This is a genomic window from Conyzicola nivalis (assembly GCF_040548875.1).
Taxonomy (GTDB): Bacteria; Actinomycetota; Actinomycetes; order Actinomycetales; family Microbacteriaceae; genus Conyzicola; species Conyzicola nivalis_A.
The window spans coordinates 1,239,115-1,264,306 of record NZ_JBEPSJ010000001.1; the positions used below are offsets into that span (position 1 = coordinate 1,239,115).

Here is a 25,192-nt window from a genome sequence, read left to right on the forward strand (position 1 = left end):
CGGCTCAGGGAGCAACCGGTTCACGGCCCGTACGACATCACCTCGTAAGGACGCGCGTTCTCCAAGATCGCGTGAGCCTGCTCGACCGACTCCGCGTCGCCGTGCACGATGACGAGATAGCGGTCGGCTTTCAGCTGCGTCTCGTACCCGGCGATGACGGTCGAGGGCACACCGACCGAGCCGAGGATGCCGAGTCCGCCACCCGCCCCGGTGCCGACGATCGTCGCGGCGAACCAGCCCGCCGCGGCGACCCAGCCGACGCCGGGGAGCCAGATGAACCCGAGCAGCAGCCAGCCGCTGAGCGCCTCCCACAGATCGCCCCAGCCGCCGGAGCGCTCCTCGCTGCTCCCCGGCACCCAGGCGTGCACGTCCCTGGGCTGCTTGACCCCCTTGCCGATGACCGAGACCTGGCTCGACGGGAACCCGGAGTCCTTCATCTTCTGCAGCGCGGCGATCGCCTCCTCGCCCGTGGCGAACACCCCGACCGTCGAGTTGATCGCAGATGCGCCGGGTCCTGCCTTCGTCGCCACAGCCGTACTCCCGTCCGTCGACCCCTCCCGATCAGGCTCGCCCCGAGCACCTGCCGCTGCCTCACCCGGGGCGGGCGATGAACCGCGCCCCGGCGTCGTCGATGGTGGTGTCGGCGGCCACCGGGGCCGCGACGAGAAAGGCGAGAAAAATGGCGAGCACCCTGTCTGTCTGGAAGTTCGAGACCGCCGACGGCGCGGACGAGGCGGAGAAGATCCTCCTCGACCTGCAGAAGCAGAATCTGGTCACGGTGGTCGACGCGGCGGTCGTGTCGTGGGACCCTGACGCGAAGAAGCCCAAGACCCGGCAGCTCAACTCGACCACGGGCGCCGGCGCCCTCGGGGGATCCTTCTGGGGTCTGCTGTTCGGGCTCATCTTCTTCGTCCCGTTGCTCGGGGCGGCGATCGGCGCCGCCGCGGGGGCGCTCGCCGGCTCGCTCGTCGACGTCGGCATCGACGACTCCTTCATCAAGGGGGTGCGGGAGAAGGTCACCCCGGGCACATCCGCGCTGTTCGTGATGACGACCGGGGTCGTCGTCGACCGTGTCGCCGACGCCTTCAGCGACGTGAAGGCGCATCTGATCGAGACCAACCTGAGTCGCGACGAGGAGGCGAAGCTTCGGGAGGTCTTCGGCGAGTGACGGAGCGCGCCCACCGCGTCGAGGCAGTGCGGGCTGATAGCGTGGCTGAACCCGTGCACAACGATCGGCCAAGGGGGCGTACCACCGGTGAAGCTGTTCTTCGACTGCAGGGCCGTGCGCTGGGGCACCCACGACGGCATCAGCCGGTACTCCGCCAACCTCGTCCGCGAGCTGTCGAAGCTCACGCCCGTCACGATGATCATCAACGACGAGCGACAGCTCGAGATGCTGCCCGATCTGCCCTGGATCATGGCGCCGGCGATGACGAGCCCGAAGGACTCGCTCATGGCGCGGTACTTGAACCCGCATCATCCTGACGTCGTCTTCTCCCCCATGCAGACGATGGGATCCCTCGGTCGCAAGTACAGGCTCGTGCTCACGGTGCATGACCTGATCTACTACACGCACAGAACTCCGCCGCATAACCTGCCGCAGGCCGTGCGGGTGCTCTGGCGTCTGTACCACCTCGTCTGGTGGCCGCAGCGACTGCTGCTCAACCGCGCCGACGCCGTCGCCGCGGTGTCCCGCACGACGATGGACCTGATCACCCGCAAGCGCCTGACGACGAAGCCGCTCATCCTCGCGCCCAACGCCAGCTCGCTGGAGGCGCCCGAGCGGCCGGCCAAAACGGTGGAGCGTCGCAGGGACCTCGTCTACATGGGGTCCTTTATGCCCTACAAGAACGTGGAGACGCTCGTCGCCGCCATGGACTCGCTGCCCGACCATACGCTGCACCTGATGAGCCCGATGCCGGCCGAGACGCAGGAGCGTTTCCGCGCCATGAACGCCGCGGGAAATATCGTGATCCACAACGGGGCGACGGACGCCGAGTACGTCGACCTGCTGCAGTCGGCCACCGCGCTCGTGAGCGCATCGCTCGACGAGGGCTTCGGCATCCCGCTCGTCGAGGCGATGGCGCTGGGGATACCGGTCGTGGTCAGCGACATCACGATCTTCCATGAGATCGCTGGCGACGCGGGCGCCTACTTCAGACCGAAGGATGCCTCGGCCTTCATCGCCGAGGTCGAAGCACTGGAGCCCGCCGAGGTATGGGCCGAGCGATCGCGCCGCAGCGTCGCCCAGGCCGCGACCTGGAGCTGGGAGCACTCCGCCGCCCAGCTGTGGGCCGGTCTACAGGCAGTAGCCCGCTGACGTGGCGCCCACCCTATTCGGTTTCCACTCGTCGAAGGACGACGACCGACCGTTGAACGTGCGCCTCGAAGCGCGCGCGCGGGCGGCGCAGACCAGGGAGTCGGCGGAGATCCGCAAGGCGGCGAAGCGCTCGGGCGCGGCGAGCCGCGAGGCCGCGGACCGCACGATCGAGAGGAACGAGCGCGACCTCGACCTCGCGCTCGACGCCGTCGGCCTGTTCGAGCCCGCGACCCTGAGCCTGCTCGCCGACGAGCTCGACTCGGCCGAACCGATCACCCAGCAGTCGACGCACGGGCACGCGACCGTCGCCGACGGCGGGTTTCCCGTCTGGCTGCGGGAGCGCTGCCTCACCCACGACGCTGAACGGGTCGTGCTCGACTGGCTCACCTTCCGCACGATCTTCATCGCCCACAAGGAGTTCGCCGCCAAGGGCAAGGAGAACCCGCTTCCGCAGCTGTACCAGGCGCTCGCCCTCACCGGTGCGAGAAGCATCGCCCTCGACGGGGTCGCCGCACTAGGGCGGCAAGCCTGCGACCGGGTGCTGCACGTCTCGTTCGCCCTGCGCTCCGCCCAGCGCGCCAGCGTCGTGCGCGACATCGGCTCGAAGGGCGGATACGCGGCCGCCGACCACTGGCACGCCTTCGACCGTTCCAACCGTTTCGTCACGGCCGACTTCGTGGCGTGGATCGTCGGACACAGTCCGGGGGACGCGGAGGTCGCGGCCGCGATCGTGCGGGGCGACTTCGCCTGGAGCGGGGTCAAGGGCGACGGACACGACTTCGGCATCTCTCCGCATCGGATCGACGAGGCCGCCTTCGTCAACGAGTTGTCTCGCGCGCGGTCCTGACCGGTTCCTTGCCGTCGGCGGCGCCGGCCGGTGCCGCCTACTCGAGCCGCGTCATGCCACCGAGCCGGCTGCCGGCCGACCGCGCCTCGTCGTGAGCGAGCAGCAGCTCCTCGTTCGACCGCTCGAGCTGCTCGGCCAGCGCGGCGACCTCGCCGGCCAGGGTGAGGCTGGTGGTGATGACGGTGGTCGGCATCCCGAGCGCGGTGCCGAGTATGAGCTGCAGGGCGGGCACGGCGTGGTCCCAGTCGGCGGTCGGAGTGCCCGCGTCGTAGGCGCCGCCCCTCGCGGTGACGATCACGGCAGGCCGGCCGAGCATCGGCTGCGTGTCTGAACCGGAGGGCGCGGTGACGCCGGGGACGTGGATGTGGTCGATCCACGCCTTGAGCGTCGACGGCATCGAGTAGTTGTAGAGCGGCGCGCCGACGAGAAGCACGTCGGCGGCCAGCAGCTCGTGGATGAGGGTCCGCTGCAGAGTCTCGGCCTCGGCGGGCGGTGCCGTCGATCCCTCCGGGCGACTGCCCGCCGGCCAGTGCAGCGCCGCATCGGCGAGGTGCGGCGGCGGATCGCGGTGCAGGTCGCGGTGCGACACGGTGTTCTGCGGGTCGGCGGCGAGCCACGCCGCGACGAACGACTCCCCCACCGCGCGGGTGCGCGAATTGGTCAGGTCGGCGGACGAGTCGAGGTGCAGGAGGTGCGGCATGGCTCCACGCTATCGCCTGCGCCCCGCGACCCGCACGAGCAGAAGGGCGGAGACGAGCAACACCCCGGCGATAACCGAGACCGCGGGCCAGGCACCTCGCGCGTCGTAGACGGTGAACGCGAGCAACGGCCCGACGACCGCTCCGACGTCGCCCGCCGTTCGGGTGAGGCCGACGACGAAACCGCTGTGGCGCGCCGGCACGGCCTCGCTCATCACGACCGCAGGAACCACGCCGGCGACGCTCGACGCGAGACCGTAGAGCACGACGACAGCGGCGAACAGCCACGGGTCGTCTGCGAGCGGGAACAGCAACAGCGCCCCGGCGGCCGCGACGCTGCCCGGCAGCAGCACCGCGAGCCGCCGCCCGCGGTCGATGATCGCGCCGACGACCGGCATCGCAGCGAGCGACACGAGCGTCGCCGCCGCGAGCGCGACGCCCAGGGTGAGCGGAGTGAGCCCGCCCCGCTCGTAGCCCAGCAGCGGGATCAGCCCCTGTTCCCCGCCGAAGCGGGCGAAGAATGTCGCGAAGGCGTTGATGGCGAGCGCCGCGACGATCCAGAGCAGGCCGGCGGATGCGACGCGGGCCACATCGCCTCTGCCTCCCGTCGCGGATTCGGCGACGTCGCGAGTGCGCAGCGACCGCCAATAGTGAGAAGCCGGGGCGATCGCGTCCCACACCAGGCAGAGAGCCAGCGGGAGGCTCGCAACCGCGAACGCCACCTCGAGCGGGAACCAGGTCAGGACGAGCCCGCCGACGAACGCGCCGAGAGCGCCCGCTGACATCTGTACCGCGGTGGCAGTGGCCATGATCCGGCCCCGCAGTGCGTGCGGCGCGCCGGCGACCAGCACCGCGAAGCCGATGGTCACGCCGGCGCCGCCGAGCACCCCGGCGACCACCCGCGCCGCGATGAGCACGCCGGCATCCGGGCTCAATCCTGTGACCGCCGTCACGGCGACCAGCAGCACGCAGACCACGCGGAGGTAGCTTCGGGGGCGCCACCAGCGCAGAGCGAGCCCTGCCGGGATGTTCGCAACCGCCCGTCCCACCCCGAAGGCGGCGATGATCGGGCCGAGCACGAGCGCCGTCCCGCCGAAACGGTCGATGTACTGCGGCAGCGCCGGAACGATCGTGCCCCAGGTCATCTGGGTCGTCCCGATCAGGCAGCAGAGCAACAGGGTCTGACGCCAGATGTCCGCCGGCGCACCGTGCGACCCGGGGGCACGGTCGCCCCGGCGGACCGCGCCCTCCAGAGTCACGACGCGAGGTTCTCGCGCAAGGTGCGTCCCGGGTAGGCGGGTCCCATCGTGCCGCGCCGACGAAGCTCGGGCACGAGCAGCTCGATGATGTCGACGTACGAGCTCGGCATGCTCAGCGGGTTGCCGATCATGTAACCGCCGCGGGAGCCGGTGGCCGCGAAGTTCTCCTCCAACTGGTCGGCGAGCTGCGACGCGGTGCCCGACATCGTCGAGTCGTAGCCGACCGCGTGCTGCCAGCCGCGCTCGAAGAACTCGGCGCGGGTCATGGAGTGGTCGGCGCCCAGCTCGGCGACCAGCATGCCGACGAGCCCCGACGGGGAGGCGCCTGACGCGACGATCGTCTCGTTGAGCTCGCCGAGGATGATGGACTCGCCCACCGTCGAGAAGTCGTAGCCGGAGTTGTACGACAGGTACGCGCCGACGGCCTCGTGCCCCCAGTAGGCGAGCATCTCCTGCTTGCGGGCGCGCGCCTCGTCCTCCGTGCGACCGATGACGAGCTGGGTCGCCCAGAGGATTCCGACGTCGCGCGGATCGCGGCCGTTGGCGACGAGCTCGGCGTCGAGCATCGTGCGGTGCCGCACCTGCGAGGCGAGATTGCCGCCGAAGCCGAATATCAGGTCGGCGAACGTTGCGCTCGTGGCGATGCCGCGGGGCGAGTTGCCCGCTTGCACGAGTACCGGGTGGCCCTGCGGGCTCGGCACGCTTGTGAGCGGACCCTTCACGTCGAAGAACGCGCCGTGGTGGTCGATGGCGTGCACCTTCGCGGGGTCGGCGAATCTGCCGGTCTCCCGGTCCATCACGATCGCGTCGGGTTCGACGGAATCCCACAGCTGCTGGCACACGGAGATGAACTCGTCCATCCGCTCATACCGCTGGCCGTGCTCGGGCAGCCTGTCGTAGCCGTAGTTCGCGGCGTCGGAGACCCGGGTCGAGGCGACGACGTTGAAGGCGATGCGTCCGTTCGTCACATGGTCGAGGGAGTTGAGCAGGCGGGCGACGTAGAACGGGTGCATAAACGTCGACGAGTAGGTGAGCCCGAAGCCGATGTGCTCAGTGACCGCCGACATGGCCGCGATGAACGGGCTCATGTCGTGGCGGGGCCACTGCACGCCCCACTCGACCGCGGCGTCGGTCGACCCGCGCCAGGTGTCGGGCAGGCCCGTGCCGTCGCCGAAGAACAGCATGTCGATTCCGCCGCGCTCGGCGGTGACGGCCAGCTCCTGGAACATCCGCACGTCGGGGAAGGTGCGACCCGCCCACGATCCGGGGCGAGCCCAGCGGCCCTCCGAGTGGGTGAACGACAGGTCGAACGCGAGGTGGAGGTGGCCGGGGTTGTCGGTCGTGACGGTCATGCGTGCACTGGCTTTCCAGAGAGGGTGGATCGCGCCGCCGCGGAGGCAGGGGCGGATGCCGCGAAGAGGGAGGTGAGTTCGGCGCTGGTGACCACGCGTCCGACGTTGAGGGCGAGCTGTTCGAGGGCGTTGTCGTTGATGCGCACGTCGTAGGCTGCGGTCGCCTCCACCGGGATCACCACGGGATAGTCGAGTTGCACGGCGTCGGTCGCGGTCGCGGCGACGCAGCACTCGCTCGTGAGCCCGGCCACGGCTACCCACTCGACGCCCTCGGCACGGAGGAGCGCATCGAGGTCGGTGCCGAGGAATCCGCTGTAGCCGCGCTTGACCACGCGGATCTCACCGGCGGCGGGCTCGAGGCCGTACCACTCGGCTCCGCGGGTGCCGACGATGCACGGCTCCTCGTCGCCCATCGGGTCGTCGAGGGCGCCGCCGCGAAGCCAGCCGCTCGACCGCCACGGTCGGCCGGGCTCCGAGCCCAGCTCGATCCAGACCACAGGCACTCCCTGACCTCGAGCCTCGTCGACGAGGGCGGCGGTCGCCGCGATGGCCTCGACGACGGAGGCGGATGCTGCGGCGTCGAGCCCGTACGCGCCCAGGTAGTCCGGGTCGGCGAAGGAGCGTTGCACGTCGACGACGAGCAGCGCGCCGGGGAGCGCCTCGAGCGCGGCCAGGCCGGTCGGCCCGGTCACGAGCGGGCCTCGGCGTCGCGTGCACGCAGCACGGGCAGCACCTGCTCACCGAACGGCGGCAGGTCTTCGAGGTAGTCGGGGAAGATCAGCATGAGACCGTCGAGTTCGGCGCCGTCCATGACTTTGTCGATGTGGCCGACGATCGTCTCGGGCGAGCCGAACACGTAGGGCGTCTGGAACGCGTCGTGACCCGTCGCCGACTCGGTCCACGAGCTCACCCGGTCACGGGGCATGCCCCACGAGACACGCATGTTCGCGAGCGCCTCCCGGTCGACGCCGACACCGATCTCGTCCACTCGCTTCTCGGCCGCTGCATCCGTCTCGGCCATCACGATCGTCAGCATGCCGTAGGTCTTGACCTCGCGGCCGAGCGCCGCCGCCCGGCTGTGCACGTCGCGGGACGAGTCGCGGAGCTCCTCCATCGTCGCGCCGGAGAGGAACGCGCCGTTGCTGCGGCGTGCCTGGAAGTCGCGGCCCGCCTCCGAGTTGCCGGCGCTGATGATCGTCGGCGGCTTCGCCGGGTGGGGTCGGGACTCGGCGTCGGTGAGCGTGAAGAACTCCCCGTCGAGGGAGACGACATCCTCCGTCCAGAGACGGGTGACGGCCTCGGTCCACTCGTCGACCATGCGGTAGCGACCCTCCTTCGACAGGCTCGCGTCCCACTCGCCCATCTGCTCGAACTCCTCGGCGTACGCGCCCGAGACGATGTTCATGCCGGCGCGGCCGTTCGAGATCTGATCGATCGTGGTGAACATCTTCGCCGCGACCACGGGGTTGTGCACGTTGGCGTGCACGGTCGCCCAGATCTTCACCCGCTGGGTGGCCTCGGCGATGCCCGCCATCATGGTCATCGACTCGAGGGTGCGGCCCCAGTGGTCGGTCGTTCCGCCGAACCCCTTCCACTTGCCCATCGACATCACGAAGTCCATGCCGGCGTCTTCGGCCATCACGGCCGCTTTCTTGTTGTATTCGTAGCTGCCGTCGGGGTGGGGCGCCGTCTGGGAGACGAGCCATCCGCCGTTGGCGATGGGAAGGAAGATGCCGTATTCGCGTTCGGACATGGTGCGCTTTCTGTATTCGGTGGTGCTGGAGGAACGAGGGGAACCTACGGGGCCGGCCAGATGAGCGTGGTGCCGTCGTAGATGTTCTCGATGAAGCTGTTGTCGATGTACGACTGCACGTCGTCGGGGGCCGCGGAGATCTGGTCGGTGTCGACGAGGAACTCGCTGATCGCGTCGATGTTCGCGGTGTCGATCAGGCCGATCGGGCGGTCAGCGGGCTGGTTCTCGGCGATGATGTCCGACTCGGTTCCCCAGATCTTCACGTTGTGCGCCACGTCGTAGCCCTCGCCTGACAGCACGGAAGCGTATTCGACGCACTCCTCGGTGTTGTCGTCGCAGTACTCGATGGCGTGCAGGCTAGCCCGCAGGAAGTCCTCGACTGCGGTGGGGTTCGCCTCGGCGAACGCCGGGTTCACGGCGATGGTGCCGAGCGAGCTCGGCACGCCGAAGTCGAACGGGCGCCACACGGTCACGTCGAAGTCGGCCGCCTCGAGCAGGTTGGGCTCGTTGGAGATGAACCCGGTGAGCGATTCGACCTGGCCGCGCGGCAGGATCGTCGGGTCGTAGCCGACCACGACCTGCTGCATCGACGAGACGTCGGCGCCGGCGTTGGTCAGCATCGCCTCCACCGCCGGCGGCATGTTGCCCTTCTGGCCGAGGATCGTGCCGTCGAGGTCCTTCAGGTCCTTGACGTCGGTGTTGGTCATCAGGATCTCGAGGCCCACGTTCGACAGGGTCGAGACACCGAGGATGTCGATGCCGTTGTCCTGCGCCTGGATGAGGTTCTGCTCGCCGACGCCGGTGAAGGTGACCTGGCCCGAGGCGAGTAGCTGCGCGTTCTCGCCCGTGTCGCCGGTGCCGGGCTGGATATCGACGTCGAGGCAGAGGGCGTCGAAGTAGCCGAGCTCGTCGGCCGCGATGGTGTTGAGGATCGACGCCGACGCCTGGTAGAAGTAGCCGGTGAGGAAGTTGATCTTCCCCGCGGCCTCGTTCGCCTCACAGCGTTCTGCGGAGATCGCGCTTCCGGTCTCTGCTCCCGCCGTGGCATCCGTGTCCGGCGCCTCGGCTGAGCTGCAGGCGGCGAGGGTCATGGCGAGCGTGACGAGCACGGTCGCCGCGATGGCTGATGTGGTGCGTGTGGGCATGGCTGTCTCCTTGAGATGGGTGTGCGGGAATGAGTGCTGTGGTGCGGATGAAACGTGCGGGTGTTACGACTGGGCGCCGATCACTGACTCGTGCCAGTGCAGCACGCGCCGTTCGACCCCCGTGATGATGGCGAGCAGAAGCGATCCGAGGATGGCGAGGCAGAAGATCGCCGCGTAGACCACGGGAAGGCGGTTGTTCGACGAGGCGATGCTGATCACCGTTCCGAGCCCCTCCGCGGCGCCCGGCGCCGCGAGCTCGGCAACCACCGCGCCGATGATCGAGAGGGGGAACACGATGCGCAGGGCCGTGAACAGGAACGGCAGCGCGCTCGGCATCCTCACGTGCCAGAGCATCTCGGCACGGGAGGCGTGCAGCGTAGAGAACACCTGCACGACGGACTGCGGCACAGAGCGCAGCCCGGTCGAGACGTTGATCAGGATCGGGAAGAAGCAGATCAGCGCGGTCACGATCAGCTTCGGTTCCGGGCCGAATCCGAACGCCACGACCAGGGCGGGGGCGATCGCCACGAGCGGAGTGACGTTGAGCACCACCGCAACGGGCATGATGGCGCGACGGGCGATGGGCAGCTCGGAGATCACGATCGCCAGGACGTAGGATGCGACGAAGCCGATGGCGAGGCCGATGAGGGCCACCGAGAGGGTCACCCACGCGTTGTGCAGGTAGAAGACCGGGTTGCTCGCGAGCGCCTCCCCCACCTTCGCGAGCGGCGGCAGCAGGTAGGGGTTGTCCTTCGCCACGAAGTTCCAGGCGAAGCCGAGGACGACGATGAGCACCAGCACGGGCAGCCAGAACGACGGCTTGATGAAGGCGAGGCGTTTGGGGAGCAGCGGCCGCTTCTTCACCGGGAGCGCTGTCTGCGCGGCGGCGACCGGTGTCTGGGCGTCGGTCGCGACCGGGTTCATGAGTACCATTCGTGGGCTCTCTTTCTCGCTCAGGCCGCGCTCGAGAGCGGGCCGTTGCGCCACGCCGACTGCAGGTGATCGCGGATGACGTCTTCGAAATGGTGGAACTCGGCGGTCTTGAGCATCGCCTCGCTGCGCGGCCGGTCGAGAGTGATGTCGACGGAGGCCGTGATCCGGCCGGGCCCCGCAGACATCACGAGCACCTTGTCGGAGAGTCGCACGGCCTCGGTGACCGAGTGGGTCACGAACACGACCGTCGTGTTCATCTGGTCCCAGATGTCGAGCAGCTGGCCTTGGATCGACTCTCGGGTGAACTCGTCGAGGGCGGAGAACGGCTCGTCCATGAGCAGCACGTCGGGCTGCACGCCGAAGGCCCGCACGATGGCCGTGCGCTGCTGCATCCCGCCGCTCAACTGGGCCGGAAGCTTGTCGAGCGCGTCGCCGAGGCCCGCCTTGGTCAGCAGGTCGCGCATGTCGGGCGCGTTCTTCCCGACATGGCCGCCGATGCGCTGGCGGCGGCGGTCGGCGCCGGTGTTGATCCTCGCGGGCAGGCTCACGTTCTTCAGCACGGTGAGCCACGGCAGGAGCGCCGGAGTCTGCGGCACGAGACCGATCATCTTGGCGGCGCACGCCTTCTCGGGAGATACACCGAAGACGCTGACGTCTCCCGCGTCCGCCACTTCGAGTCCGGCGATGAGACGCAGGAGCGTCGATTTGCCGCACCCCGAGGGGCCGATGATGCTGACGAACTGGCCGCGTTCGATGGTGACGTCGACGCCGTTCAGGGCGACGTGCTGGCCGGGGCCGGAGCCGTAGATCTTCACGGCCTTGTCGATGCTGATGGTGTCCGGCGCCGTGCCTGCGGGTGTCATGGCGGTCATGGGCTAAACCAACTTCCTGAACTGACGGTTCTGGTAGACGAGCGGTTCGCTCTCGTTACGCGTGACGTCGTCGACGTGCACGATGATCATGAGGTGGTCGCCCACCGTCCAGCGTTCGTGCACGCGGCCGACGATCGACGCCATCGCGCCGGTGACGACGGGAACGTGGTCGTATTCGTGGTGCAGCTCTACGGCGGAGAACTTGTCGACGCCCTTTGTCGCGAAGTGACGCGCCACCTCGCCCTGTCCGTCGGCGAGGATGTTCACGGCGACGTGGGTGGTGCGAGCGAACGCGGGATAGCTCTCGGCCGTCTCGGCGAGGAAGACCGCCACGAGCGGCGGGCTGACCGACACGCTCGTGAAGCTGTTGGCGGTGAAGCCGAACGGTACGCCGTCGATCTTCGTGGTGACGAGCGTCACCGAGGTTCCCATGTGCGCGAGCGCGCGGCGCAGTTCGGCCGGGTCGAATTCGGCGGGCGATTCGAGGTAGCTGCCGGTGGCGGTGTTGATGGCCGTGTCGATGTCGGTCATGCCGCCACCCCCGCGATCGCGGCGAGCAGGCGCGCCCGGCGGTCGACCCACTCGGCCAGGCGGGCGTCGCGCTCGGCCGGGTCGGACACGACGGCGTCTGGAAGGAAGAGTCCGCCGAGCGGGCTCGTCGCGCCGAGCTCGTCGAGCAGCGGCTGGAGGTGTGTGGCGCCGGCGAGTGAATGCTGCGGCGAGGCTGCGACGGTGAACGGGACCGTATAGGTGGCGCTCAACGCGCCCGGCCCGTAGCCGTCGAGGAACGACTTGAGCAGCCCCGTGTACGAGCCCTTGTAGACGGGGGTCGCGACCACGAGCAGTTGCACCGAGGTGAGTGCGGTGCGCACGGCGGTGACGCCCTCGTCTGAGTAGTCGAGCACCCTGCCGCCGAACGTCGCGAGGTCGACGACGTCTGCAGACGGGGATCCGACCGCTTCGGCCAGCAGCTCGACCAGCGCGCGAGTCGCGGTCAGCGTCTTGGATTCGGCCCGGGGGTTTCCCACGAGTCCGCCAACTATGAATTGCACTTGTGCCTCCGAGAGCTCAGATCGCATCTGTCGAATAGAGAGAAGGAGAGCAGACGGGTGAAGAGATCCCAGAGTCGATCTGGGAGCTAATGGCCCGCGGAGGTCCGTTAGATAGACAGTACAAGCGGCGTGTTACGCGAAAGCGGCAGGTTCTGTTTCGTGTACGTAAAGTCGACCGGGTCAGCGGGTGACGAGCTCGAGCGAGCCGTCGGCGCGGAAGGAGTAGATGTCGATGTGGAGGTCTGTCGCCGCGGCACTGGGCCAGGACGCCGGCGTGAAGAATCGCGCCTGAGCCTCAGCGACGCACATCACGAGCCGCGGGCGGGTGGGCAGCACGCCGCGCAGCCACACCAGTTTGAACATGTCGGCGAGGGCGCCCATGCGGTGCGTCGACCGCGGCACCCCCAGGTACGGCACGAGTTGCACGAGCACGCTCTCGGCCGGGTCGATGCCTTCGACCTCGACCCGGAGATTGCCGGGAAGCACGAGGGTGCGCGGCTCGAGCGTGACCTTGAGGAGCGACCCGAGCGCCTGGAGCATGGCGTGCTCGGTCGATTCCTCGGAAATGCGTCCGGTGGTGCCGATGTGGGCCACTGTGTCACCTCGCTGTCGGTGGGGTCCGCGTGCCGCGGTGCGCCGAGCCTACGGCGATGACGTTACGCAGATGTTTCGCTGGCTGCCGCTGGGCACGGCCGGTCGGGCTCGTCTAGCGTCGGACCATGACGAGCAACGCCACGAGCACCACGAACGAGGTCGCTCCCGGCGTCTACTTCACGCGTGGCGCCGCCGTGAACTGGATCGCCTTGGCCGACGGCCACGGCGTCACTCTCATCGACTGCGGCTACCCCGGCGACCTGGCCGACGTGCGGCGTTCGCTCGACGTGGTGGCTGAGGCGTGCGGCGCCCGTCGCCTCCGCGCCATCCTGATCACCCACGCCCACAGCGACCACATCGGAAACCTCGCCGCCCTCACGGCGGAGCACGGCCCGGGTGTTGCCGTGCTCGCCTCCGCTGCGGAAGTGCCGCACGTGCGTCGCGAGGTGCTGCACCAGGTGGGCGTCGGCGACGTGCTGCGGCACCCGACGCCGCGCGTCCTCCGCTGGGCGCTGCACGCCGTGCGCGCCGGAGGCATGGGCGACGTGGCGTTCGCAGGGGTGGCGGCGCATCCGATGGGCGAACCGCTCGACGTTCCCGGGCACCCGGTGCCGATCGCGGCGCCCGGCCACACACCCGGCCACACCGCGTACCTGTTGCCCGACCACGGAATCGTGGTGACGGGAGACGCGGTGGTCACGGCTCACCCGACGGTCAGGCGGCAGGGCACCCAGTTGCTGCTGCCGATGTTCAACCACGACACCGAGCGGATGCGCGTGACTCTCGCAGAGCTCGCGGCGTCGGGGGCGGGTCGTTTTCTGCCCGGGCACGGGCCGGTCGGCACGTTCTGAGTGCTCGCCCGTTAAACCAGAGAAACCCCGCTCTTCAGCGGGGCTTCTCGGAGTGATCTCTCACGTGGGTGGATCCAAGGGGATTCGAACCCCTGACCCCCTGCATGCCATGCAGGTGCGCTACCGGGCTGCGCCATGGACCCATTCAGTTTTCTCGAAGCCTCGAAAGGCAACTTCTAAAGATTACTACATCTCTGGAGCCCCGTAGACCGCTTTGGCGTTCGCCGCCGAAATTGGTGTGCAGACTTGAGACATGACAGCCCAGCCCATCACCGTCTCCGTCACGCGCACCGTCGCCCCCGAGCGCTCCAGAGAGGCCGCGGCGTGGGCACGGGCGGGCCAGGAGCTCGCGAGTTCGAGCCCCGGCTATCTCGGTTCGGGGTGGATCCGATCAGACCCCGACTCCCCCGACTGGCACATGCTCTACCGGTTCGCCGACGCGGCGAGTCTCGAGACGTGGGAGAAGTCGCCCGAACGGTCGTGGTGGGTGCGCAGCGCCGTCGGGCTGGTCGAGCACTCTCCCGAGCAGCGCCGCACCGGCATCGAGGGCTGGTTCGACGAGCCCACCGCGGTCGAGGTCGTCTCGCGCGTCACACCGGCGCCACCGCGCTGGAAGCAGATGGTCTCGATCTTCATCGCATTCTTCCCGCTGAGCCTGCTCGCCAACTGGGCGCTGCTCCCGCTCGGCGACGTCGTTCCGCTGCCGGTGCGCGTGCTGCTCCTCGTGCTCGTGGTGACCCCGATCATGACCTATCTGGCCCTGCCCGCGGTCACCCGGCTGCTGAGGGGCTGGCTCGTACCGTCGGGCCGCTAACCCGACCGCTACACGACGGATGCCCGTCCCGCGATCGCGAGACGGGCATCCGTCGGTCTTCTGCTTGGCTGGCTACTTCACCGGCACGACGAGGCCGCCCCAGGTCTCGTCGATGTAGTCGGCCGTCTCGTCGGAGGTCAGCAGCTCGAGCAGCTTGGCGACGCGCGGGTCGTCCTCGAGCTTCTCGGTGGTCGCGAGCACGTTGACGTACGGGCTGTCGCTGCCCTCGATCAGGATGGCGTCGTCTGAGGTGAGGCCCGCGGGAAGCGCGAACGAGATGGTCACGAACGCGGTGTCGACGTCGGGCACCGACTGCGCGAGGGTGGCGTTCTCGATCTCGACGAACTCGAAGTCGCGGGGGTTGTCGGTGATGTCGGCGAGGGTGGTCGGCTCGTCGGTGGTCTCGATGAGCCCCTCGGCGGCGAGGATCAGCAGGGCGCGGCCCTCGTTGGTCGGGTCGTTGGGGATGGCGATCTTCGCGCCGTCCTCGAGCTCGTCGAGGCTGTCGACCTTGTCGCTGTAGAACGCGGCGCTCGGCAGGTACACGTCGCCGACGCTGACCAGCGAGTCGTTCGACGCCTCGTTGTACGTGGCGAGGAAGTTCGCGTTCTGGAACAGGTTCGCGTCGGTCGAGCCGTCGCTGACCGAGAGGTTCGGGGTGTTGTAGTCGGTGAAGGGCACGAACTCGATGTCGAGGCCCGTGTCTGCGGCGAGGTTCTCCTCGACCCAGGCGAGGATGTCGCCGGCCGGGGTCTGCAGGGCGCCGACCTTGATCGTTCCGAGGCTGTCGACGTCGGGGTTGGCGGGGGCGGCGGGCGCGCAGGCGGAGAGGCCGAGGCCCAGAACGGATACTGCAGCGGCGGCACCAGCAAGGCGCGCGCTACGGAGGGTGATACGCATGTGATTGCTCTTCTCTTGGGGTGTGGGTGTTGCGTGTGGCGGTCGTGATGCTGACTTCGACCGCCGGGTGGGACTCAGGCGCCCGTCGGTGCCGGCTGCAGCTCGAGCTTGTCTGCGGCGCTCACGCGGCCTTCGGGCGAGGAGGTGCGGGCGAATCTGCGGGCGAAGTGCGTCGCGATCGCGGCGAGCGACTGCACGATGATGAAGATGATGACGATCACCGCGACGATGTGGATGGTCGAGTAGCGCTGGTAGCCGTAGCGGAAGGCCACGTCGCCGAGTCCGCCGCCGGCGACGGTGCCGACCATGGCCGAGAAGTTGATGATGGATGTCACGGTGGTGGACAGTCCGAGCAGCATGCTGGGCAGCGCCTCGGGCACGAGCACCTTGCGCACGATCTGCCACCGGGTCGCGCCGAGCGAGTTCGCCGCCTCGGTGAGCCCCGGGTCGACCTCCTTGAGAGCGATCTCGACCATGCGTGCGAAGAACGGGATCGCGACTAGCGAGAGCGGCACGATGGCGGCAGTCGACCCGATGAAGGTGCCGACGACGAGCCGGGTGAACGGGATCACGGCGATCATGAGGATGATGAACGGGATGGAGCGGCCGAGGTTGACGACGAAGTCGAGCACCCGGTTGATGATGCGGCCTGCCGTGCGCGACCCGAACGGGCTCGCGAACAGCCCCCCGCGCTCCGTGCCGACGAGCAGGATGCCGAGCGGCAGCCCCACGACGACGGTGACGACGAGCGCGATGGAGACCATGTAGAGCGTCTGGCCCGTGCCGAGGATCAGCACGTCGACGAGGTCGCTCCAGAACTTCGGGTCTGAGGTGTCGTTCATGCCGCGTCTCCCGTCACGATCTCGACCAGGAGGCCCTGGCCGCGCAGGTCGGCGATGGCCGCGGCGTTCGTCGCTGGGGTACCGGGCAGCTCGAGGCGGGTGCGCCCCGCCTGGTTGCCTGCGATGGTCTCGATGGTCGCGCCGAGGATGCTCACGTCGATGGCGTGGGTGCGCGAGAGCTGGGCGATGACCGGCCGGTCGGCGAGTCCGCCGCTGAAGGTGATGTCGATCACCGTGCCCGAGGTGTTCGCGGGCACCACGCCCAGCGGGAAGAGCTCGCGTGCGAGCCGCGAGCCGGGGGTGGAGATGAGCTCGACGAGCCTGCCCTGTTCGGCGATCCGTCCACCCTCGATGAGGGCTGCGGAGTCGCACACGCTCTTGACCACGTCCATCTCGTGCGTGATGAGCAGCACGGTGAGGCCGAGTTCCCGGTTGATGGTGCGCAGCAGTTCGAGGATCGAGCGGGTCGTCTCGGGGTCGAGCGCGCTGGTCGCCTCGTCGGAGAGCAGCACGCTCGGCCGCGCGGCGAGCGATCGGGCGATGCCGATGCGCTGCTTCTGCCCGCCGGAGAGCTGGGCGGGATAGGCGTCGGCCTTGCCTTCGAGCCCCACGAGCTCGAGGATCTCGCCCGCGCGGATGCGGCGTTCGCGGCCGTCGACGCCGACGACCTCGAGCGCGAGCTCGACGTTGCCGCGCACGGTTCGACTCGACAGCAGGTTGAAATGCTGGAAGATCATGCCGATGCCCTGGCGGGCGATGCGCAGCTCGCGGTCGCCGAGACTGGTGATGAGCCTGCCGTCGACGGTGATCTCGCCGCTGTCGGGCCGTTCCAAGAGGTTGACGGTGCGGATGAGCGTGCTCTTGCCCGCGCCGCTCTGACCGACGACACCGAAGATCTCGCCGCGGCCGACCTCGAGGCTGACGTCGTCGAGGGCCACGGTACGTCGGTCGCCGACACCGAAGGTCTTGCTGACGTGACTGATGGAGATCATGCTCTGCCCGGGGTGTGTGCGTGACGGTGGAACGCCACGCGGCATCGGGCGACGGAAGCTACTAGCCTGCCACCACCGACGCCGGAGTACGACGTCGTGTTACGCCGTGTGTCGGCGGGGCGGGCTCGGGTTGCGCTACTCGGCGATCTCGGCGACGGGCTCGCCGTCGACAGCGGCGGCCGCTCCGACGACGTCGAGAGCGACGGTCGGGCAGTCCTTCCAGAGGCGCTCGAGCGAGTAGTACTGGCGGTCTTCCTCGTGGAAGACGTGAACGACGAGGTCGCCGAAGTCGAGGAGGATCCAGCGACCCTCTGCGCGGCCCTCGCGGCGCAGCGTCTTCACGCCGGCCTCGATCATCTTGTCCTCGATCTCCCCGGCGATCGCGACGACGTTGCGCTCGTTGCGCCCCGTCGCGATGAGGAAGATATCGGTGAGGGGAAGCGGGCCGGAGACGTCCAGGGCGACGATGTCCTCCGCCTGCTTGGAGTCGGCGGCGAGTGCCGCGATGTTGACGAGTTCGCGGGCGCGATCAGATGCAGTCACTGGGTCCTTTGGAGTGGGCGTGAAGGGGTGTTCACGAGTTAGAAGATGTTGAAGACGAATCCGGCGATGAGCAGGCCCGCTACGGCGACCGCCATGACGGATGCGGTCACCAGGAGCACGTTGAGCATGCGGTTGCTCTGCTTGCGGCCTGATTCGATGCCACCACGCGTGGCGGTGTGGCTGCTGACCGCGGTGATGGCACGCACGGGAGCAGAGTCTGTGTTGGCGATCTCGTTGTCGAACGCGTCGAAGAGGTGGTCGACCTCTGGGTCGTCGTAGTGACGCGAGTCGCGGCCGGTTGCCGCAACGCTGCCGGGCAGGTTGATGGTTCCGGTGACCATGATCTCGCCGGTGGCGTTGAGCACCGAGGAGAAGTCGTCGCGCTGAGGGATCATCGGCAGCACGAGGGCGTTGGTGGCGGCCGAGACGTTTCCGCCGCCGACGTCGCGGCTGAGGGTGTTCTCCATCTGGTGCTCGTCGTCGAGTTCTGCCTGTCGCGACCAGTGGCCGACGGGCGGAGTGTACGAGCCGGTGTCGGTGGTCACGACGGGAGCGACCGCGGCGTTCGGGTCGATGAGGAACGAGAACGGGGATCGGGGCTGTTCTGCGGGAGGCTGAGCGTCGCCGGCGGCCTGCGGCGCGGGCTCGGACTGGGCGGCGGGCTCCTCGACAGGCGCGTCGGCGACCGGGGTCGGCGCTGCGACGGGCGTGGGCGCGACGAAGAAGGGCGTGGCCGGCGACGCGGGCGTGGTGTCGTTAGCGCCGCGCGTGAGCGCCTCGAACTCGGCCATCGCGTCGGAGAGCGCGGAGTGCGGTGCCGTGGCCGGCTCCACCAGCGGCGGGATGGAGTCGGGCTGCTGGTTCTCGGGCTGCTCGTTTTCGGGCTGCTGGTTCTCGGGCTGCTCGACCTCGGGCTCGTGGAAGAGTACGTCGAGGGGGGACTGCTCAGGTGCGGTCTCGGGGGTCGCGGTCTCGGGGGTCGCCGGCTCGGCCATCGCCTGGTCGGCCGCCTCGGGCTGTCCCTCCTGCTCGGACGCGGGGGTCTCCCCCGCCGCCGCGGCTGCCTCGGCCTCGGCGGCCTCTGCGGCGGCGCGCATCGCACGCCATTCGCGACGGCTCAGGGTGCGCTCCTCGGGAGGAACGACGACCGGCGCCACGGGGGCGACGGGCTCGGCGACGGCGATCGGCTCGCCGACGGGGATCTCGTCAGAAACGGGGGCGGATGCCTCGGGCGAGGCGACGTCGGACGCCACAGGCTCATCACTCGACTGATCGTTCGAGGCGTTCTCGTCGGTCGGCGCGGGCGCGGCTGCCGGCTCGGTCGCGGCTGCCGGTTCGGGCACATCGCCGGTCGCGTTGGCGTCGGCGGCCTCCTCGTCGGGCAGCACGAGGTCGGCGAAGAGCGAGTCGAACGAGGGTTCGGCGGCCGGCGCCTCGGGCGCGGCCTCCGCGTACGGGGAGACGTAGCCGAAGGCGGGTCCGCCCTGAGTCTGGTACTCGAGCGGAGCGGACTCTTCGTCGGTCTGAGCCCAGTCGCGCGCACTCTGCGACTCGGCGCGCGACGTCGACAGCTCGGGGCTGAAGTCGCGCAGACGGAAGCCGGGGTGCCCGGCGTCGTCGCTCGTCGCCTCGACCTGCTCGGCGAACGGGAAGCTCTTGGGGATGGCGGAGTCGGAGACGGCGGGCGTCTCGCTCTCGTGCGCCTCGGGGGTCGGCTCTGCGCTGTCTGCGTCTGCGGTGTCTGCTTCGGTAGCTGAGGGCTCGACGGGAGCGGACTCGGCGGCGACCGGCTCGACAGCGGTGGGCTGGGCCTGCTCTGCTGCGGCGGATGTTCCGTCGGCGGCGGGCACCTCGACGAGTCCGTCAGGTGCGGCGGCGCGGGCGCGGCGGCCGGAGGGTGCAGAGCGCTGAGCCTCGGCGGAGTCGTCGATCTCCTCGGCGCGGGAACGCTCGTCGCGCTGCTCCTGCCGGCGTGCTCGCCGCGACTGTGGCGGCTGATCCTGGAAGGTCGTCATTAAATACTCCGATACAAGTGGTGTTTGGAGATGTATTGAACTACACCATCGGGAACCAAATACCAGACCGGGAATCCCCGGCTCACCCGGTTTCTGCAATCAGTAGATGAGATCGCTAGAGCCGGCACTTCCAGCAAGCTTACGCCCTGCTCCGGCAATCCGGAAATGGTCAGCGGATGTCCCGGCCGGGTCACAGCTACGAAGTGTGCGAGCGGCCAGACCTGTTCGACGTCTTTCCAGTCGAGGATCTGGGCGATGGCGTCGGCGCCGCTGATGAAGAAGATGTCGGCGTTGGGCCTCGCGGCGTGGATGTCGCGCAGGGTGTCGATCGTGTACGTGGGACCGGTGCGGTCTATGTCGACGCGGCTCACGGTGAACCGCGGGTTGGCCGCGGTGGCGATCACCGTCATGAGGTAGCGGTGCTCGCCCTCGGTGACGACGCTGTCGGACTTCATCCACGGCATGCCGGTGGGCACGAAGATCACCTCGTCGAGGTCGAACTTCTGCTGCACCTCGCTCGCGGCGACGAGGTGGCCGTTGTGGATGGGGTCGAACGTGCCGCCCATGACGCCGACTCGAGCTCGGCGCCCGGCAACCTCGGCCATGCGGGTGTCCTAGTGGCCCGGCGTGTGGTGGTCGTCGTGGCCCTGGCTGACCTTGTCGCTGTGACGGTTTGCGACGTCGCGGTACGTGAACACCACGAAGCCGAGAGCCGCGAATACGGCGAGTGCGATCCCCGCGTATGCGAACGGGCTCATGGGCAGTGCGTGCGACTCTTCCGCAGCGACGGTCATCAGGCTGGTGATCAGCGACATGTGTGGTTCTCCATTCGGGCCGATGTAAAGCTTAGCCGCGCACCTGGCCGGAGCCGCGCACAACCCACTTGGTGCTCGTCAATTCGCCGAGACCCATCGGCCCACGCGCGTGCAGCTTCTGAGTCGAGATGCCGACCTCGGCGCCGAAGCCGAACTCCCCGCCGTCCGTGAACCGGGTCGACGCGTTCACCATGACGACCGCGGAGTCGACCTCGGCGAGAAAACGCTCGGCGTGGGCGACGTCGTTCGTGATGATCGACTCGGTGTGGTGGGTGGAGTAGCGGCGGATGTGGTCCATGGCCGCGTCGAGGTCGTCGACGACGCGCACGGCGACGTCGAGCGACATGTACTCGGTCGCCCAATCCTGCTCGGTGGCGGGGACGACGTCGGCGAAGATGGCGCTGGCACGCTCGTCGGCGTGGATGGTCACTCCCGACTCCCGCAGGCGCGAGAGCACGGGCGGCAACAGACGGGGGGCGGATGACTCGTGGACGAGCAGCGTCTCGAGAGCGTTGCACACGCTCGGCCGCTGCACCTTCGCGTTGTGCACGATCTCTACGGCCATGGTCTCGTCGGCCGACTCGTCGAGGTAGACGTGCACGACCCCCGCTCCGGTCTCGATCACGGGAACCGTCGACTCGGCCACCACCGCGTTGATCAGGTCGGCGCTGCCGCGGGGAATGAGCACGTCGACGAGCCCGCGCGCCCGCATCAGCTGCTTGGCGCCGTCACGGCCGTACTCGTCGATCGTCTGAACCGCCTCGACCGGGAGCCCCACGCTCGACAGCGCGGTCTGGATGACCTCGACGAGCACACGGTTGGTGTTCTCGGCGGCCGAGCCACCGCGCAGGACGACCGCGTTGCCGCTCTTCAGCGCGAGTGCCGCGATGTCGATGGTGACGTTGGGTCGCGCCTCGTAGATCGCGCCGATGACTCCGAACGGCACACGCACCTGCGTGAGGCCGACCCCGTTCGGGAGGCTGCTCCCCCGCACCACCTGGCCCACCGGATCGGTGAGCGCGACGATCTCGCCCACAGCCTCGGCGAGGCCGACGAGGCGTGCCGGGGTGAGGCGCAGGCGGTCCTGCAGCCCGACGGAGAGTCCGTTCTCCCGCCCGTTCGCGAGGTCGAGGTCGTTGGCCTCGATGATGCGGTCGGACTCGGCTACGACAGCGTCGGCGATTGCGCGCAGTCCTGAGTTCTTGAGATCGGTCTTCGTGGTGGCCAGCCGTACCGACGCACGACGCGCGGCCTCGAGCTTCTCGACGAACGACGTGGCGGCGACGGCTGTATCGGTCATCCGCCCAGTCTAGAACCGGCGGGCGCCATCCACTCCGAGAGAAGTCGGAGAGGATTGTGCGGCGCACCGGCCCCTGCCATCGTGGGTACCCACGCAGGTGCTGAGAGGGGTTCGCCGTGACCGAGTTCGTGACATCCGCCGACGGCACGGTGATCGCCTTCGACCGCACGGGTGAGGGTCCGCCGATCATCTTGGTGGGTGGCGCCACCCAGTTCCGGGCGTTCGATGCGACGACGATAGAGCTCGCCCATCAGCTGGCAGCCCGGGGCTTCACCGCGGTCAACTACGACCGGCGCGGACGGGGCGAGAGCACCGACACTCCCCCGTTCGCGATCGAACGCGAGATCGAGGACATCGACGCGCTCGTCACGGAGGTGGGCGGCAGCGCGGCCCTCTACGGCAGCTCGTCGGGCGCGGCGCTGTGCCTGTGGGCGGCAGCGACCGGCGTCGCCGTGACGAAGCTCGTGCTCTGGGAGCCGCCGCTGTCGTTACCGGGCGAGGGAGACGACGGCGCCTGGCTCGCGGGCCTCGCCCAGCGCGTCGCGGCGGGCGACCACGAATCCGCGGCGGAGTTCTTTATGCGCGACATGCCGCCGGAGTGGCTGGAGACCGCGCGCCACAGCGACGCGTGGCAGACGATGCTCGAGATCGCCCCGACGCTCGTCTACGACGCTGCCGTGCTCGAGCGCGCGCAGCACGGCCCGTGGAACGAATTGTGGGCCACCGTCACCATGCCGACCCTCGTGATCGTGGGCGAGCAGACCCTGCCCGACTTCCCGCCGGTGGCAGAGGCTCTCGTGGCGGCCCTGCCGAACGCCGCCCAACGCCGCATCGACGCCGCGAACCACGACTGGGAGCCCGGGGTGATGGCCGATGCGATCGCCGCGTTCCTCCGCGGCGGGTTCCCCCGGCCGGACGGCCCGAAGCGGGTGGGCTAGAGCGCGGCCGCCTCGAACCACGTGCCGATGTCCGCGCCGCTGAGGGCGGCTGCGACGTCGGTCGTCGATGCGAGCAGCACGGGAGTTCCGGATGCCGCGGCCAGCTTCGCTGCGGCGACCTTGGTTCCGGCTCCCCCCGTGCCCACGCCGGCAGCACCGACGTCGCCGAACTCCACCGAGGAGAGGTCGTCGTCGAAGGCGACCTCGGTGATCTTGACGGCGGCGGGGTCGAGGGGCGGCTTCGTGTACAGCGCGTCGATGTCGGAGAGCAGCACGAGCAGGTCGGCGCGAACCAGCTGGCAGACGAGGGCCGCGAGGTGGTCGTTGTCGCCGAAGCGGATCTCGTGCGTGGCCACCGTGTCGTTCTCGTTCACGATGGGCAGGATGCGCAGGTCGAGCAGGCGCTCCATAGCGCGCTGCGCGTTGCCACGGTGCGTGGGGTTGTCGAGGTCGCCCGCGGTGAGCAGCACCTGACCGGCGACGATGTCGAACCGGTCGAGGCTGTGCTGGTAGCGGTAGATCAGCAGGTTCTGACCGACGGCGGCGGCGGCCTGCTGAGTGGCGAGGTCGGTCGGCCGTGCGTCGAGGTCGAGGAACGGGATGCCGGTGGCGATCGCACCGGACGACACCAGGATCACTTCGCTGCCGCGGCCGTGCGCCGCCGCGAGGGCGTCGACGAGCGGCGCGATCTGACCGACGTTCTCGCCGCTGATCGACGAGGAGCCGACCTTCACCACGATCCGCTTGGCCGTGGTCACCTGCGAGCGACTCTGGATGCGGTTAGTCACGCGCGTCCGTGGAGTCGCGGTCCGCGGCGTCACGGTCCGCGGAGTCGTGGTCGACGGCGAAGCCCTCGTCGTCGTTCCAGACGCCGCCGGCGCGCTCGCGGTCGAGCTCGGCTCGCGCGGCTGTCTTGGCGTCCATGCGCTCGAGGTAGTTGGCGCGGCGCGTCTTGCTCGTGAGTCGGCGGCCCTCCTCGAGTCGGGGGTCGGTGCCGCGGGGGCTGGCGACGAGCTCCGCAGCGGAGGCCACGGTGGGCTCCCAGTCGAAGACGACTCCGCCCTCTGGGCCGATCATGACGGTCGAGCCGGGAACGGCGCCCGACTTGAACAGCTCGGTCTCGACGCCCAGCTTGGCCAGACGGTCGGCCAGGAAGCCGACGGCCTCGTCGTTCGTGAAGTCGGTCTGCTGCACCCAGCGCTCGGGCTTGGCGCCGATGACACGGTAGACGTTGCCGAACGAGCCACCCTCGACCTTGATGACGAAGTCGACCTCGTTGACGGCGCGGGGGCGGATGACGATGCGCGGCTTCGCGATCTCCTTCGCCTTCTCGACGCGGTCGGCCTCGACGAGCTCGGCGAGGGCGAACGAGAGTTCGCGCAGGCCGGCGCGCGACACGGCCGAGACCTCGAACACGCGGTAGCCGCGGGCCTCGAGGTCGGGGCGCACGAGGTCGGCGAGCTCCTTGCCCTCTGGCACGTCGGTCTTGTTGAGGGCGATGAACTGCGGGCGGTCGAGCAACGGCACCTGGCCCTCGGGCACGGGGTACGCGGCGAGCTCGCCGAGGATGATGTCGAGGTCGCTCAGCGGGTCGCGGCCCGGGTCGAGTGTTCCGCAGTCGAGCACGTGCAGCAGCGCGGAGCAGCGCTCGACGTGGCGCAGGAACTCCAGGCCGAGGCCCTTGCCCTCGCTCGCGCCCTCGATGAGGCCTGGCACGTCGGCGACGGTGTAGCGGGTCTCCCCCGACTCGACGACGCCGAGGTTGGGGTGCAGGGTGGTGAAGGGGTAGTCGGCGATCTTGGGCTTCGCGGCCGACATGGCGGCGACCAGGCTCGACTTGCCGGCCGAGGGGTAACCGACGAACGCGACATCCGCCACGACCTTCAGCTCGAGACGCACGTCGCCTTCGAAACCGAGGGTTCCGAGGAGCGCGAATCCGGGGGCCTTGCGCTTCGTTGAGGCGAGGGCGGCGTTGCCGAGCCCGCCCATGCCGCCGGCTGCGGCGACGTACCGCATGCCGTGCTCGTTCATGTCGAGGATCTCGTTGCCCTCGGCGTCTTTGACGACCGTGCCGACGGGGACGAGGAGGATCATCTCGGCGCCCGAGGTGCCCGCCTTGTGGTCGCCCTGTCCGGGCTGGCCGTGCTCCGACCTACGGTGAGGCGAGCGGTGGTAGTTGAGCAGCGTCGTCGTCTGAACGTCGCTGACGAGAACGATGTCGCCGCCGTTGCCGCCGTTGCCGCCGTCGGGGCCGGCGAGCGGCTTGAACTTCTCGCGCTTAACCGACACACAGCCGTTGCCGCCGTGCCCTGCCCGGAGGTGCAGGGTTACCTGGTCGACGAACGATGCCATGATGA

28 protein-coding genes and 1 tRNA gene are annotated in these 25,192 nt (G+C 69.1%); 6 read left to right on the plus strand and 23 right to left on the minus strand.

Translation table 11 applies throughout. From position 1 onward, the window contains the following. Positions 1-20: 20 nt before the first annotated feature. Entirely contained in the window at positions 21-530 is a 510-nt protein-coding gene (locus tag ABIE21_RS05990) for a general stress protein (protein ID WP_354023859.1), read from the minus strand. Positions 531-679: 149 nt separating this feature from the next. Here ABIE21_RS05990 and ABIE21_RS05995 point away from each other — a divergent pair, with 149 nt between their 5' ends. From ABIE21_RS05995 to ABIE21_RS06005, 3 genes are all read left to right on the plus strand, one after another. Further along, positions 680-1,168, plus strand: coding sequence for a DUF1269 domain-containing protein (locus ABIE21_RS05995; RefSeq protein WP_354023860.1), 489 nt, complete (start codon positions 680-682; stop codon positions 1,166-1,168). A gap of 87 nt (positions 1,169-1,255) precedes the next feature. Continuing rightward, entirely contained in the window at positions 1,256-2,320 is a 1,065-nt protein-coding gene (locus ABIE21_RS06000) for a glycosyltransferase family 4 protein (RefSeq protein WP_354023861.1), read from the plus strand. Between the two features lies 1 nt (position 2,321). Beyond that, the gene (locus tag ABIE21_RS06005; protein WP_354023862.1) at positions 2,322-3,167 is read left to right on the plus strand and encodes a hypothetical protein; all 846 of its coding nucleotides are present in this window, start codon (positions 2,322-2,324) and stop codon (positions 3,165-3,167) included. Positions 3,168-3,204: 37 nt separating this feature from the next. Here the strand turns inward: ABIE21_RS06005 and ABIE21_RS06010 are convergent, their stop codons facing one another. The 11 genes from ABIE21_RS06010 to ABIE21_RS06060 all read right to left on the minus strand — a co-directional run bounded on the left by ABIE21_RS06010 (position 3,205) and on the right by ABIE21_RS06060 (position 12,825). After that, complete coding sequence (locus ABIE21_RS06010) at positions 3,205-3,867, minus strand: FMN-dependent NADH-azoreductase (RefSeq protein ID WP_354023863.1); 663 nt, start codon at positions 3,865-3,867, stop codon at positions 3,205-3,207. Positions 3,868-3,876: 9 nt separating this feature from the next. Continuing rightward, positions 3,877-5,124: an MFS transporter gene (locus ABIE21_RS06015; RefSeq protein WP_354023864.1), complete on the minus strand. Its 1,248-nt coding sequence runs from the start codon at positions 5,122-5,124 to the stop codon at positions 3,877-3,879. Further along, positions 5,121-6,476 carry an NtaA/DmoA family FMN-dependent monooxygenase gene (locus ABIE21_RS06020; RefSeq protein ID WP_354023865.1) on the minus strand — a complete coding sequence of 452 codons (1,356 nt, stop codon included), beginning with the start codon at positions 6,474-6,476 and terminating at the stop codon, positions 5,121-5,123. The genes ABIE21_RS06015 and ABIE21_RS06020 overlap by 4 nt, the downstream gene beginning before the upstream one ends. After that, the gene (locus ABIE21_RS06025; RefSeq protein ID WP_354023866.1) at positions 6,473-7,168 is read right to left on the minus strand and encodes a cysteine hydrolase family protein; all 696 of its coding nucleotides are present in this window, start codon (positions 7,166-7,168) and stop codon (positions 6,473-6,475) included. The genes ABIE21_RS06020 and ABIE21_RS06025 overlap by 4 nt, the downstream gene beginning before the upstream one ends. Further along, complete coding sequence (locus ABIE21_RS06030; RefSeq protein WP_354023867.1) at positions 7,165-8,229, minus strand: LLM class flavin-dependent oxidoreductase; 1,065 nt, start codon at positions 8,227-8,229, stop codon at positions 7,165-7,167. The genes ABIE21_RS06025 and ABIE21_RS06030 overlap by 4 nt, the downstream gene beginning before the upstream one ends. Before the next feature lie 44 nt (positions 8,230-8,273). After that, positions 8,274-9,374: an ABC transporter substrate-binding protein gene (locus ABIE21_RS06035; RefSeq protein WP_354023868.1), complete on the minus strand. Its 1,101-nt coding sequence runs from the start codon at positions 9,372-9,374 to the stop codon at positions 8,274-8,276. A 63-nt stretch (positions 9,375-9,437) separates the two neighbouring features. Next, entirely contained in the window at positions 9,438-10,307 is an 870-nt protein-coding gene (locus ABIE21_RS06040) for an ABC transporter permease (protein ID WP_354023869.1), read from the minus strand. 20 nt (positions 10,308-10,327) lie between these two features. Continuing rightward, a complete protein-coding gene (locus tag ABIE21_RS06045) occupies positions 10,328-11,179 on the minus strand; it encodes an ABC transporter ATP-binding protein (protein ID WP_354023870.1) in 852 nt (283 codons plus the stop codon). A 3-nt stretch (positions 11,180-11,182) separates the two neighbouring features. Then, positions 11,183-11,710, minus strand: a complete 528-nt coding sequence (locus tag ABIE21_RS06050; protein ID WP_354023871.1) for a flavin reductase family protein — start codon at positions 11,708-11,710, stop codon at positions 11,183-11,185. After that, positions 11,707-12,231: an NADPH-dependent FMN reductase gene (locus tag ABIE21_RS06055; protein ID WP_354023872.1), complete on the minus strand. Its 525-nt coding sequence runs from the start codon at positions 12,229-12,231 to the stop codon at positions 11,707-11,709. The genes ABIE21_RS06050 and ABIE21_RS06055 overlap by 4 nt, the downstream gene beginning before the upstream one ends. 180 nt (positions 12,232-12,411) lie before the next feature. After that, entirely contained in the window at positions 12,412-12,825 is a 414-nt protein-coding gene (locus tag ABIE21_RS06060) for a hypothetical protein (protein ID WP_354023873.1), read from the minus strand. Between the two features lie 125 nt (positions 12,826-12,950). Between ABIE21_RS06060 and ABIE21_RS06065 the strand changes: the two genes are divergently transcribed. After that, positions 12,951-13,676 (plus strand): MBL fold metallo-hydrolase, encoded by a 726-nt coding sequence (locus ABIE21_RS06065; RefSeq protein WP_354023874.1) that lies wholly within the window; start codon positions 12,951-12,953, stop codon positions 13,674-13,676. Positions 13,677-13,745: 69 nt separating this feature from the next. On the opposite strand, the gene ABIE21_RS06070 is transcribed toward ABIE21_RS06065, so the two are convergent. Further along, positions 13,746-13,819 (minus strand) — tRNA-Ala (locus tag ABIE21_RS06070). 110 nt (positions 13,820-13,929) lie between these two features. Here ABIE21_RS06070 and ABIE21_RS06075 point away from each other — a divergent pair. Continuing rightward, complete coding sequence (locus ABIE21_RS06075) at positions 13,930-14,490, plus strand: antibiotic biosynthesis monooxygenase (RefSeq protein WP_354023875.1); 561 nt, start codon at positions 13,930-13,932, stop codon at positions 14,488-14,490. Between the two features lie 72 nt (positions 14,491-14,562). Here ABIE21_RS06075 and ABIE21_RS06080 read toward each other — a convergent pair whose 3' ends face one another. The 8 genes from ABIE21_RS06080 to ABIE21_RS06115 form a co-directional block, all read right to left on the minus strand. Next, on the minus strand, positions 14,563-15,390 hold the full coding sequence (locus ABIE21_RS06080; protein WP_354023876.1) for a MetQ/NlpA family ABC transporter substrate-binding protein: 828 nt from the start codon (positions 15,388-15,390) through the stop codon (positions 14,563-14,565). A gap of 74 nt (positions 15,391-15,464) precedes the next feature. Beyond that, positions 15,465-16,232, minus strand: a complete 768-nt coding sequence (locus ABIE21_RS06085) for a methionine ABC transporter permease (RefSeq protein WP_354023877.1) — start codon at positions 16,230-16,232, stop codon at positions 15,465-15,467. Next, positions 16,229-17,224, minus strand: a complete 996-nt coding sequence (locus ABIE21_RS06090) for a methionine ABC transporter ATP-binding protein (RefSeq protein WP_354023878.1) — start codon at positions 17,222-17,224, stop codon at positions 16,229-16,231. The genes ABIE21_RS06085 and ABIE21_RS06090 overlap by 4 nt, the downstream gene beginning before the upstream one ends. A 135-nt stretch (positions 17,225-17,359) precedes the next feature. Next, a complete protein-coding gene (rsfS, locus tag ABIE21_RS06095) occupies positions 17,360-17,767 on the minus strand; it encodes a ribosome silencing factor (protein WP_354023879.1) in 408 nt (135 codons plus the stop codon). A 38-nt stretch (positions 17,768-17,805) separates the two neighbouring features. Beyond that, positions 17,806-19,782: a hypothetical protein gene (locus ABIE21_RS06100; RefSeq protein ID WP_354023880.1), complete on the minus strand. Its 1,977-nt coding sequence runs from the start codon at positions 19,780-19,782 to the stop codon at positions 17,806-17,808. Beyond that, a complete protein-coding gene (gene nadD, locus ABIE21_RS06105; protein ID WP_354023881.1) occupies positions 19,782-20,387 on the minus strand; it encodes a nicotinate-nucleotide adenylyltransferase in 606 nt (201 codons plus the stop codon). The genes ABIE21_RS06100 and nadD overlap by 1 nt, the downstream gene beginning before the upstream one ends. Before the next feature lie 9 nt (positions 20,388-20,396). Then, on the minus strand, positions 20,397-20,597 hold the full coding sequence (locus ABIE21_RS06110) for a hypothetical protein (RefSeq protein WP_354023882.1): 201 nt from the start codon (positions 20,595-20,597) through the stop codon (positions 20,397-20,399). A gap of 31 nt (positions 20,598-20,628) precedes the next feature. After that, positions 20,629-21,897, minus strand: a complete 1,269-nt coding sequence (locus ABIE21_RS06115; RefSeq protein ID WP_354023883.1) for a glutamate-5-semialdehyde dehydrogenase — start codon at positions 21,895-21,897, stop codon at positions 20,629-20,631. A 116-nt stretch (positions 21,898-22,013) separates the two neighbouring features. On the opposite strand from ABIE21_RS06115, the gene ABIE21_RS06120 reads away from it, so the two are divergent. Further along, on the plus strand, positions 22,014-22,835 hold the full coding sequence (locus tag ABIE21_RS06120) for an alpha/beta fold hydrolase (protein WP_354023884.1): 822 nt from the start codon (positions 22,014-22,016) through the stop codon (positions 22,833-22,835). Here ABIE21_RS06120 and proB read toward each other — a convergent pair. Further along, positions 22,832-23,623 (minus strand): glutamate 5-kinase, encoded by a 792-nt coding sequence (gene proB, locus ABIE21_RS06125; RefSeq protein WP_354023885.1) that lies wholly within the window; start codon positions 23,621-23,623, stop codon positions 22,832-22,834. The genes ABIE21_RS06120 and proB overlap by 4 nt on opposite strands. Next, a complete protein-coding gene (obgE, locus tag ABIE21_RS06130) occupies positions 23,616-25,187 on the minus strand; it encodes a GTPase ObgE (protein WP_354023886.1) in 1,572 nt (523 codons plus the stop codon). Before obgE ends, proB begins: the two co-directional genes overlap by 8 nt. Positions 25,188-25,192 lie beyond the last annotated feature (5 nt).